Source organism: Gloeotrichia echinulata CP02 (genome assembly GCA_038087035.1).
GTDB classification, from domain to species: domain Bacteria; phylum Cyanobacteriota; class Cyanobacteriia; order Cyanobacteriales; family Nostocaceae; genus Gloeotrichia; species Gloeotrichia echinulata.
Window position 1 is genome coordinate 2,394,439 of record CP051187.1, and the last position, 11,502, is coordinate 2,405,940.

Consider the following 11,502-nt stretch of genomic DNA (forward strand, 5'->3'; position numbering starts at 1 on the left):
ATAGAGTTAGTAACGGTAGAGTTTACTTAATGGGGAGATTCTATGATGACTTTACAAGAAGTTATCTCCTCGCGAATATCCTCAGCGTCCCTCTGCGTTTCCTTAGCGCCCCTCTGCGTTTAAAAAGCTAAATTTCCCGTCAATCAACTTCTGCGCCACCAACTCTGGAGAACAAATTGCCGAAAACGATTCAATCGATTCAACCACCGCTGAAATTTATTCCCCAACGGTTTAATCCCTTCGTCGTCCAGATAACCCGGTGGTTGATTCCGATATTGCTGAAATTCCGGACTCGTCCGTGGTTACCTGCGGGTATCGTTAAGGTTGAAGCCGAAAATGCCGAGGTATTAGCTCAACTTTATCAACAATTCCAAGCTGGGAAAATTCGCCTTTTACTCGCATTTCGTCACCCAGAGGTGGATGATCCTCTGTGTATGTTCTATTTCCTCTCGCGAATTCTCCCAAAAGTCGCCCGTGAGCAAGGTATCCCACTAAAATACCCGGTTCACAGTCACTTTGTTTATGACCGGGGTATGACTATCTGGGCGGGTAACTTATTGGCTGAGTTTTTCTCTCGCTTAGGCGGTTTTCCGATTCGTCGCGGTAAGCGAATAGATCGAATTGCGATCCAAACGGTACGCGAATTGTTTGTTAATGGCAAAATGCCAATAGCGATCGCACCGGAAGGTGGTACTAATGGACATAGTGGGATTGTTAGTCCCTTGGAACCTGGTGTGGCGCAAATGGGTTTCTGGTGTGTGGAAGATTTGGTAAAAGCTAATCGTGACGAAACTGTTTTTATTGTCCCGATTGCTATTCAATATAGTTATGTTGCGCCTCCTTGGAAAAAACTCGATTGGCTGTTGAGTCAACTAGAAATTGAAAGCGGTTTACCAGTGCAATCAGTTCCAGAGATTGATGGACAACAAGAGATTTACTATCAACGCCTCTGTCGCCTAGCTGAATATCTCATAGGTGAAATGGAAGAGTTTTATCGTCGCTTCTATCATCAAAATCTGCCAGATATCTCCCATCAGCCAATAATTGACCGACTCCATCGGTTACTAGATACAGGGCTACTCGTTGCTGAACAATATTTTGGTTTACAGTCTGTGGGAAATTTTATCGATCGCTGTCGTCGTTTGGAAGAAGCCGGTTGGAGTTATATTTACCGGGAAGATGTGTCTGATATCCAGGCTTTATCACCCCTCAAACGCGGACTTGCAGATTGGATAGCCCAGGAAGCTGATTTAAGGATGCGTCATATGCGGCTGGTGGAAAGTTTTGTGGCAGTTACCGAAAATTATCTCCTAAAACCGCCTCAAGTCGAACATTTTGCGGAAACGGCGTTAATTATTTTCGATATGGTTTCTCGGATTGGGGGTAAATCGCCAGTACGTCCCCGCTTGGGTTGGCGTCAGGCGAAAATTACTGTGGGTGATCCAATTTCGGTGACTGAACGTTGGGTAAGTTCTTCAGTCCATCGCCTCATGGCTCGGCAAGGGGTGAGTGATTTGACTCAGGATTTACAAACTGCTTTGGAGCGGTTAATTAAGAGTTAGTTTCACGCAAAGGCGCAGAGTCGCAAAGGAGGAGTAGAGAGTAATTATGAGTTACAATATGCCCTAATCTTAGCGAGCTTTTTAAGTGTATCAAAAGTGTATATTGTTTGTCAAGCCCTGAAAGGCAGTAAATTCGTGAAATAGTTGAGAATATTTTGCATAAACTTTACAAAACTTAATCGGTTGTTGGTGAATTTTGGTGAGATAAGGGATTTGTATAAATATGTGGGTGATTAGTTATAAAAATTTATCTGCTGTGTCTTCTCCATCAGTGCTGTCCCGATTCCCCAAGTAATCCCAATACGGTTCGGATAAGCTCTTGAAGGTTAGTAGATGAGGGGGATGAGTCACTACTCTCCCATCTCCCTTATCCGTATAGCGATTGGGCTGCGCGCTTTTTAGTTAGGCGCTCTTACACCATTTTGTCCCAATGCAGAATAGTCTCTATCTGCGAAGAGACTGGCATGTCCATCTACCCTATATTCAAATCCTTGGACAGGAACAATTTGCTTGAACGTAATACCCTGAGCAGGAGCGGGTGATGTTTTGGGGTTTTTCCCATAAGCATCTGTATAGATTACTGAATTTGGAGAATTGCTAAATGCAAGACCGGAAAAGTGAGTTTGTATCTGGGTTGTTCCTCGGAAGGGCGAGCGAGGATCGTCCCACTCTACTTTACTACCAGCAGCTAATGTTTCCTGGCAAAGTAGAGTTTTAGATAAAGGATGTGCTGAATTGTAACAAGTATTCACAGTCCTATTGATTTTCGTGGAGGACAATGGATCATAAAAACGGGAAGGATTTGTGATATTGAAGTAAAAATCTTTTCCAGCAAAGCCAGTAAGCCAAAATTCAGTGGTTCTTGTATTTGCATCTGCTGTTTGTTGAGCCACTGTCCCACGTTTGTAACAGTCAGCAGTAGGAATAGCGCGATGAACACCGTCAGTCGGTTGATTCGTAGAGGAGGGAGTAATACCAGGATTTACCGCTAAACCACACAAAGAAGTTTCACTTTCTTTAAATGCTCCAGCAGCACCAAACAAAGCAAAGCGTTTTAAGTTGAAGGGTTGAAGCCCATCGCATTTACCAGACGCAAACATTTCATGGGCTGTATTTGCTAGCGCATCCGGCGAATGTGTACCCATGTGCAGTTTTAAGCTCACATCACAGGTTTTGGTCAAACTGGTGTTGTTCGCATTGTACATACGCCAGTTATTAGCAACCAGAACCTTATGCCCAAAGTGATCTTCATGTCTATGAACAGACGGATTAGATGGATTATTAGTTGCTAGTTGCTCGTTTACATAGCCAAAAGCTGGCATACCCGCAATATTAAATACCTCTGAGCTGCGCGGATCATCGCCATGCTCGTGACCATAGGTACAATACTGATTTGTTTGCGGGTTGAAATCCACAGGTGAATGCCATGTAGGGTACACTTTGCCATCCTCGGCCTTGGTCCAATAAGTATCGTGCATCCATTTCGGGCATTCCCATGTTTTGCCAGGAGACCACAGCCCATAGGATTTGGCCAGAATATCGGAACTGGCTGGCAGTAGGTTTTGTGTCCGTATCGGTGTGCCGGAAATCGGAATAACAGGCGCACCTTTGTTCACACGATCAGATTGGATTTTTTGTATCTCGTCAATTTTTTGCACCGTATCCTTCGCCCAGAAGGCAAACCAATTAAAGCGCATAGTGCTTTTAGTCCCTGTAAACCTAATGACAAGGTTTTGTTTTCCCTTTGCAAGTTTGCTATTCAAGGGACACGGAACCGTATGGTAGGTTGATCCAGAACCTGTGCTGTCGATAGTACAGTTACCCACCACTGACCCGTTAACCGAGCCTAAGCGCACTTCAACGCTGTTTTTCCCAGAAGGCAAAGCGATACGCAGCATTAGTGCCTCTACCCCACTACCTAAGTCAAGGTTGTTGTACACCGCATAGTTACCATTTGCAGTGTTAGACAGCTCTTGGGACTGCTCAGTATACCCAATAGAAACAGGATTTTCGCTACGTTCCCAATAATCCCCCCAAACCGTATTTAGACCAACTCGAGACGAAGAACTCAGAGCATCTATACGTTTAAATACAGGCCAAGGTGCCAGTGCGCTCGACGGAATGCTCGATGTGCTGATAGCCACTGCGGCCTTTAATGGTTCAACAAGAGGAATATATAGATGACTAATGCCGGATAAGGTCAATAGTAACGCGATAGCAGTGTGTAGGCAGAATCTGCTTAACTTATGTTTCATCTTATTCATCCTCTAAAATTAGACTGCGTTGCTGAATCAAAATATGAATCAACCAACTACACTCAAGAGCCAGCTACTACATCCCCTAATGACTCTTTAAGGATGCTAGATATATATTACAAAGAAAAATAATAAAGTCCGTATTTCCTCTGGATAGAGGATTTTATAGATATCAGTAGACCTATCTGCGATGCTTGGAGCGAGCGTAGCCATCGCCTGAATCTATAGTTATAGCCCACATTCCGCACCGACAACTGTCACACTTCAACGAAACGGATATATTTAGTACATAAGAACTATTTGTTAGGTGAGTTTATTAGAGGTAAATAAGAATAATTACTATTAAGCTGGACGTGCAATAACTGTCAATACTGCGGGCTCTTGCGTACTTAGCGTGCTAAATTGATAAGATAATGCCAAGAAAGTAAAGCTCTAATCTCAAAATTACGAAAGTTTCTAAATCCAAATCCACTTCGCTTTATTAACTTCAGTTTATTATTTATTCCTTCTACTACTCCACTGGTAGTCCTTCGTTCAAAATATCCGACTATTTCTCCAAACCACCGTTTAATTGTCTGCACACTTCTTTGATAATATGGTTCAGCTTTTTTTAACCAATTGATTAATTCTAGCGTTCCCGTTACCACATTTTTATTGTCTTCAAATAAATTGTGAAAATCTTCTTTTAATGAATGCATTCTAGCTATTAAAGGAGAAGCTTGTTTAATTCTATTTAATTTATCTTTTTGCTTTTCGGTGAGCTTATTCTCGGCTTTTAGAATTGTAAATTTATTTCCTTTTAAACTTTCAAATACTTTTTTTCTTTCCGGGGCATTTAACTCAGATGCTATTTTATTTTCTGCTATCCTAGCTCGATTTAATTCTTCATGTACTAATTTAGTAACATGGAACCTATCTACCGTTACAAGGGCGTTTGGACAAATCTTCTCAATTAAAGATTTATAATTGCCTGTCATATCAATACTTACTTCTTCTATTTGTGACAAAACTTTTTCTCCCCACATTCTCATGGTTTTTTTGATTTCAATTTGTTTTCTTTCTTTTACTAAACCTATCAATTTACCTGAATCTATATCTACTAGCACGACAATAAATTTTCCTTGTCCTTTGACCAAACTAATTTCATCTATTCCTAATCTTCTTAAATCTTTGACATCTATTGGCATCACATTTTTAGCTACATCTTCAAGCATTGATATGACTTCTTCATTAGTTAGTCCATTATTTCTTGCCACATTACTTACATTACTATTAATCACTTGTTTGATAATATATTCCGCATATCGGTATGTATACCTCTTTCTTGCTCCTAGAAAATCTAGCTTTTCATTAAATGTTTTTCGGCATTTTTTACACTTGAATCTTCGTCTATTGACATTCAGTATTACTTCAAAATCCCCCATCGGTAAATCTTTCACTAAACATTTTTGATTTTGATGTAAATGTCTTGAGTTTTGACCACAGTGTGGGCACGATGCACTTTTCGCTTTTTTACCTACTGATAGAATTAGGACTTGACCCTCTTGTAGGCTTGATTCTACTAATACTTCAGGCAAATTTAGGAGTTGAGTCATTATTCGTTTCATAATTTATTTTATTAAACATTATTAAAAAATATCTTAACATTTTAGCACGCTAAGTACCCAAGAACCGTGGATTCAGGGCAATGTCCATTGCAGGGGACATAGAAACTAATAGTATTACAGACAGTCTCGCTGTCACAAGTTTTGCCTTATCAGCCGTGGATGCTGAGGATACTGCGGTAACATTTCCAGTTAAAATCTTCACTATCATCATCGGTGGCGAGCCGACGACGGTTGCTGACTTCACCAGCCTCGCTACTGAAACTGGCGGTAAGACTTTTAATGCTGCAGATGCAGGAGAAATTGTCTCTGTAATCTTAGATGCTATTAATGAAGTAACACAGACACCGATTGCGGTGGGAGATATTATCAACACTGATAATACAACAATACTTACCATTGACGTACTCGCTAATGATAGCGACCCCAACGGAGACCCTCTAACGATCACGAAAATCCAGAATCAAGATATAACACCAGGGAACCAGATTAGTTTAACTTCCGGTGCCCTGGTTACTTTGAATTCTGATGGTACTGTTTCCTACAATCCCAATGGTCAATTTGATTCCTTAACTGTAGGTCAAACAGCTGCTGATACTTTCACTTATACCATTAGTGACGGCAATGGAGGAACTGATACAGCCACAGTTAGCATCGAGATTACACCTAACTTAGCTCCTACAGATCTTTCTCTCGCTACCAACAACATTCCCGAAAATCAAGCCATTGGAACAACTGTAGGTGATTTCACCACCACAGACCCCAATATCAGTAACACTTTCACCTACAGTCTAGTTGCAGGAATAGGTGACACAGATAACAGCTTATTTACTGGAGTTTAGACTAAAAGCGATATGATAGAACGCAAACCAAATGGAATTAGCGGTTAAAAATATTCGAGAAGTCAGCCTCAAAGCATCCGCAATCTTTAATAATTATGTAGTATGCATGTTTAAAAAATAAAACAATAATGATAATCATGGAAAGGGTGGGAGAGAAACGAGCAATGCTCGTTTCTCTCCCACCCCCCCCCTTATTTGATTATCATTATCAACACGCTGGAGATTAGATGGGGAATGATCAAGAAAAAAAGGGGAGTCTGATTGAACACAGTCCCCATGAAGGCAGAAGCTGAGATAACGAACTACCATTACTCACCTGCCAATATGAAACGTGCCAGACTTGAAGAGTTTCGTCAATTAGCTTACAAACATTTAGGTAGAGCCAAAGACGCGACATTTGAATTAACAGATGCCATATTGCTGACCCGGAATGTTTACTCCTTAGCCGACTTATCTTTATCACCAGTATTTAGACGCAAGTGGTCAAGTATCTATGAGGCGCTACAAGATAGCCGACCGCAGCGACAGAAATTAATGCAGTTATACATCAAACAAATGCCAGTAGAGGGGCGTCCACTTTTGGCTGGAGATCATACTAACTGGTCGCGTCCGGATGCCGTAACACTGCAAGAGAGAACTTATGAGCATAGTGGCACATCCATAGCAGGAAATAAACCGATTACCATTGGTCAAGGATACAGTACAATTGCTTGGATACCAGAGGATTCCGGTAGTTGGGCATTACCTTTGAGACATGAACGGATCACAAGTGGGGAAAGTCCAATCTCAAAAGCGATTTGGCAACTAAAACAGGTGTGTAAATATTTACCCACCAGAGCGATTTCAGTTTGGGATAGTGAATATGGGTGTGCGCCTTTTGTCTTAAAAACTGCCAGTATTCCCGCAGATATTTTGGTACGATTGCGCTCAAATCTTTGTTTATGGGGTGAGCCTGAAGCTTATTCGGGTAAGGGACGTCCCAAGAAACACGGGTCTAAATTCAAACTTAATGAATCCACGACATGGAGTGATGCAGAATCTGTTTTAGAATTGGATGATCCGAAACTACAACGAGTAAGGGTTAGCCTCTGGAAGAATTTACATTTTCGTAAAGCGGCAGCGCGTCCGATGTTACTCATTAGGGTTGAACGTCTCGACGCACAAGGCAATGAACGAGTGTCCAAACCTTTGTGGTTAGCTTGGGTTGGAGAAGAAATGCCACCACTAGAGGAAGTTTGGTGTCTTTACTTGCGTCGCTTTACCGTTGACCACTGGTATCGTTTTTTGAAACAACGCTTACATTGGACTGCGCCCAAGTTAAGTACTCCTAAGCAGTGTGAGCGCTGGAGTGACCTAATGCCTCTAATGACTTGGGAATTGTGGTTAGCCCGTGATATCGTGACTGATAATCCTTTACCTTGGCAGAAGTCACTCGATAATTTGACTCCTGGACGAGTCGCTCAAGCTATGGGTGGAGTTTTTGCGGTGATTGGTACTCCAGCCCTTCCACCCAAACCTCGCGGAAAGTCCCCTGGTTGGGAAGCAGGAAAAAAGCGCCACCGTAAAAACCGATGCCCGATTGTAAAAAAACCGTAACACGACCACGTAAAGAGCCATCAGTTGCGGTTTAATACTAAAGATTATTCATAATTTCGCTAAGTCTCTGATTAACTCAGCCCTGCTGGGTCGTTTTGCATAGCTTAGTCTAAACTCCAGTGACCAATTCTGGATTGCAAATGCGAGTCTACCAACCAGCAAAAATATTGTCACTGACTTCACTGTAGGACTTGACTTGATTGGAATTGGTGGTATTGGTACAGCTACTAAGTTTAGTGACCTGACACTGGTGCAACAAGGTAGTGATACTTTGGTGAGATCTGGAGCGACTGAGTTGGTGTCATTGGTGGGTATTACATCTACGACCCTGAGTGCTAACAACTTCCTATCTCAATAGGTTTGAATTCTGCCCCGGTCAAGTTTACCAATTGTTTAAGAAGGCAATGGATCGGTGTGGTGTTCAGGGTAAAGAGTTAGCTGTTTTAGTCGGAATTACCTGAGGGGGCGACAAAATAGAATGATTATTATTTTTATGCTCTACATATCACAGTTATTGCACGTCCAGCTTAATAGTAATTATTCTTATTTACCTCTAATAAACTCACCTAACAAATAGTTCTTATGTACTAAATATATCCGTTTCGTTGAAGTGTGACAGTTGTGGGTGCGGAATGTGGGATAAAAATCACCAAGTATTGATAGATTTTCGCTGTCCTAACAGATCCGACACTGACTTACAGTCCCTGTCTCATAGCTTAAGTCCTCTATAAGAGGACTAAAAACTATATTGTGATTTAGTAATATAAATTACATGTTTTTTCTGGATTCATAGTTTATACGTAAATGTGCAAGATCTGAGGTGCGTCAGTAGGAATAATTTCTTGGTGTAGTTAGGTTTTTTCGCACTGACGCACCCTACATTTTGGATATTTTTTTATCTGGAAGTCGCTAAAGCCCAAGCTATGTAGGGTAATTTGGCTGCAGTTGTGCGAACTTGGTCGGTGTTGGCGACTAACTGACCGCAAGCGTCCCAGGTTCCAGATATAAATGTGCTTCTGGTGCCTTGGCTCATGGTAATTGGGGCTGTGTAATTAGCAATTTGCACTTCCAAGGTTTCCAGATTGACTGTCAGTTCGGCTTGGGGATTGGCTACTATGAGTTCTTGCAGTTGTTTGACCGTGGCTGGATCGGCACTGACGCAGGGAATCCCCATCGCGACGCAGTTACCAAAGAAGATTTCGGCGAAGCTTTCACCAATCAAGGCTTGAATTCCCCATTTCGCCAGTGCTTGGGGTGCGTGTTCTCTTGATGAACCACAGCCGAAGTTACGGTTAACTACTAAGATTTTGGCGCCTTGGTATTGGGGTTGGTCGAAGGGATGTTGACCGTTTAATGCTTTGCGGTCATCGATAAAGACGCCTTCTCCTAATCCATCAAAGGTGATGGCTTTTAAATAACGAGCGGGGATGATGCGATCGGTATCTATATCATTGCCCACTAAGGGTACACCACGACCGGAAACTGTTTTAACTTCACTGACCATATTTTTAAGTTCTTACCTAAATTGTGATGATTTCTCCATTCGGTTAGTTTGTAGGGTGCGTCAGGAGCGAGAAACCCCTAATTGCCAAGAGATGGCTGGAACTGACGCACCCTACTGACTGATTTCTTGATGTGGTTAGAGATGGGTTAAAGTAAGTCGCGCACGTCGGCGACTTCGCCCTTAATTGCAGCGGTTGCGACCATCGCCGGACTCATGAGTAAGGTGCGTCCAGAGGCTGAACCTTGTCTACCTTTAAAGTTACGGTTGGAGGAGGAGGCGCTGATTTGTCTTGCTTGGAGTTTGTCGGGGTTCATGGCTAGGCACATGGAACATCCGGGTTCGCGCCATTCAAATCCAGCATCTTGGAAGATTTTGTCTAATCCTTCGGCTTCGGCTTCTTTTTTGACTCTTTCGGAACCTGGAACCACGAAGGCTTTGATTCCTTCAGCTATATGGCGTCCTTTGGCGATTTTCGCTGCTTCCCGTAAGTCGCTAATTCTGCCATTTGTACAGCTACCAATGAAACAAACATCGATTTTAGTGCCTTTGATCGGTTGACCAGGAAATAAATCCATGTAGCTATAAGCTTCTTCGGCAATAAATCGGTCTTCTTCTAGCAGTTCTTCTGGTTTGGGCACCAATTGGTTGACGCCGATACCTTGACCTGGGGTAATTCCCCAAGTGACTGTGGGGGGTATATCAGCGGCGTTGAATACTACGACATCATCATATTCGGCGTCGGTGTCACTGTGGATTGATTCCCACCAAGCGATCGCTGTTTCCCAATCTGCGCCTTTGGGGGCGAAGTCTCTAGTTTTGAGGTAGTCGTAGGTAACTTGATCGGGATTGACGTAACCGCATCTTGCACCGCCTTCAATCGCCATATTGCAAACGGTCATCCTCTCTTCCATGTTCATTTGCTCAAAGGTTGTACCTGCGTATTCGTAGGCGTAACCTACTCCACCTTTGACGCCCAGGGTGCGGATGATATGGAGGATGACATCTTTAGCGTAGACGCCAGGATTGAGGGTACCGTTTACTTCGATTTTGCGGACTTTCAATTTTGATAAAGCCAGGGTTTGGGAGGCGAGAATATCGCGTACTTGGCTGGTACCGATACCAAAGGCGATCGCCCCAAAAGCACCATGACTGGATGTATGGCTATCTCCACAAGCGATAGTCATTCCTGGTTGGGTGAGTCCTAATTCTGGGGCGATAACGTGGACAATGCCCTGATTGCCAGAACCAATGTTATAAAATGTAATTCCGTTTTCTTGACAATTCTGCTCTAGGGCTTCAATCATCGACTCTGCCAATTGATCGACAAAAGGACGCGCCTGATTATCTGTAGGGACAATATGATCTACTGTCGCTACAGTCCGCTCTGGAAATAATACCTTCAGACCCCGTTCCCTGAGCATGGCAAAGGCCTGTGGACTGGTGACTTCGTGAATTAAATGTAGCCCGATAAATAGTTGCGTTAGCCCTGATGGAAGTGTACCAACGGTATGTAAGTCCCAAACTTTGTCAAACAGGGTACCTTTGCTCATTGCAATTAATTTTTAAGGAGTCAAGTTATCTATCGTATCAAAAAACAGTTTAGCTTAAACAAAAAGAAGCCTCAGCCTCAGAACTCGAAGTTTCACGTTCCGAACTCGAAACTTCAGCCTCAGAACTCGAAGTTTCACATTCCGAACTCAAAGCTTCAGCCTCAGAACTCCCAATACGGTTCGGTTAAGGCTAAAAAATAAAAATGTGTAGGTTGGGTTTCGTTCCTCAACCCAACCTACGAATATTCTTAACCGAACCGTATTGTCAGAACTCCAAGTTTCACATTCCGAACTCAAAGCTTCAGCCTCAGAACTCCAAGTTTCACGTTCGCAACTCGAAACTTCAGCCTGAGAACTCGAAGTTTCACGTTCCGAACTCGAAACTTCAGCCTCAGAACTCCAAGTTTCACGTTCCCAACTCAAAGCTTCAGCCTCAGAACTCCAAGTTTCACGTTCCGAACTCGAAACTTCAGCCTGAGAACTCGAAGTTTCTATAGGACTCCTATTTGGTTTTTGAATAAAATTAGGTATTGTAGGGTGCGTTAGGATGAAATCCGTAACGCACCATCATCAAGGATTTGGTGCGTTA

General features: G+C 42.7%; 9 protein-coding genes. 4 read left to right on the forward strand and 5 right to left on the reverse strand.

What is annotated here, in order from left to right; all coding sequences use genetic code 11:
• Positions 1–176 precede the first annotated feature (176 nt).
• A complete protein-coding gene (locus HEQ19_10490) occupies positions 177–1,562 on the forward strand; it encodes a 1-acyl-sn-glycerol-3-phosphate acyltransferase (protein ID WYL99884.1) in 1,386 nt (461 codons plus the stop codon).
• 398 nt (positions 1,563–1,960) lie between these two features.
• Here HEQ19_10490 and HEQ19_10495 read toward each other — a convergent pair whose 3' ends face one another.
• Together HEQ19_10495 and HEQ19_10500 are read right to left on the reverse strand one after the other, a co-directional pair.
• A complete protein-coding gene (locus tag HEQ19_10495) occupies positions 1,961–3,817 on the reverse strand; it encodes a carbohydrate-binding protein (GenBank protein ID WYL99885.1) in 1,857 nt (618 codons plus the stop codon).
• Positions 3,818–4,206: 389 nt separating this feature from the next.
• Entirely contained in the window at positions 4,207–5,412 is a 1,206-nt protein-coding gene (locus HEQ19_10500; GenBank protein WYL99886.1) for an ISL3 family transposase, read from the reverse strand.
• Between the two features lie 92 nt (positions 5,413–5,504).
• Between HEQ19_10500 and HEQ19_10505 the strand changes: the two genes are divergently transcribed.
• The 3 genes from HEQ19_10505 to HEQ19_10515 all read left to right on the forward strand — a co-directional run bounded on the left by HEQ19_10505 (position 5,505) and on the right by HEQ19_10515 (position 8,217).
• Positions 5,505–6,263 carry an Ig-like domain-containing protein gene (locus HEQ19_10505; protein WYL99887.1) on the forward strand — a complete coding sequence of 253 codons (759 nt, stop codon included), beginning with the start codon at positions 5,505–5,507 and terminating at the stop codon, positions 6,261–6,263.
• A gap of 261 nt (positions 6,264–6,524) precedes the next feature.
• Positions 6,525–7,859, forward strand: coding sequence for an NF041680 family putative transposase (locus tag HEQ19_10510; protein WYM03343.2), 1,335 nt, complete (start codon positions 6,525–6,527; stop codon positions 7,857–7,859).
• A 196-nt stretch (positions 7,860–8,055) separates the two neighbouring features.
• Positions 8,056–8,217 (forward strand): hypothetical protein, encoded by a 162-nt coding sequence (locus HEQ19_10515; GenBank protein ID WZI67171.1) that lies wholly within the window; start codon positions 8,056–8,058, stop codon positions 8,215–8,217.
• Positions 8,218–8,754: 537 nt separating this feature from the next.
• Here HEQ19_10515 and leuD read toward each other — a convergent pair.
• From leuD to HEQ19_10530, 3 genes are all read right to left on the reverse strand, one after another.
• Positions 8,755–9,363: a 3-isopropylmalate dehydratase small subunit gene (leuD, locus tag HEQ19_10520; protein ID WYL99888.1), complete on the reverse strand. Its 609-nt coding sequence runs from the start codon at positions 9,361–9,363 to the stop codon at positions 8,755–8,757.
• A 146-nt stretch (positions 9,364–9,509) separates the two neighbouring features.
• A complete protein-coding gene (leuC, locus tag HEQ19_10525) occupies positions 9,510–10,913 on the reverse strand; it encodes a 3-isopropylmalate dehydratase large subunit (GenBank protein ID WYL99889.1) in 1,404 nt (467 codons plus the stop codon).
• A gap of 147 nt (positions 10,914–11,060) precedes the next feature.
• Positions 11,061–11,336, reverse strand: a complete 276-nt coding sequence (locus HEQ19_10530) for a hypothetical protein (GenBank protein WYL99890.1) — start codon at positions 11,334–11,336, stop codon at positions 11,061–11,063.
• Positions 11,337–11,502: the final 166 nt, after the last annotated feature.

Bases quoted from the DNA above. Each gene is read 5' to 3' on its own strand.
- HEQ19_10495 (WYL99885.1), bottom strand. From the start codon at position 3,817: ATGAAACATAAGTTAAGCAGATTCTGCCTACACACTGCTATCGCGTTA.
- HEQ19_10500 (WYL99886.1), bottom strand. From the start codon at position 5,412: ATGACTCAACTCCTAAATTTGCCTGAAGTATTAGTAGAATCAAGCCTA.
- HEQ19_10505 (WYL99887.1), top strand. From the start codon at position 5,505: ATGTCCATTGCAGGGGACATAGAAACTAATAGTATTACAGACAGTCTC.
- leuD (WYL99888.1), bottom strand. From the start codon at position 9,363: ATGGTCAGTGAAGTTAAAACAGTTTCCGGTCGTGGTGTACCCTTAGTG.
- leuC (WYL99889.1), bottom strand. From the start codon at position 10,913: ATGAGCAAAGGTACCCTGTTTGACAAAGTTTGGGACTTACATACCGTT.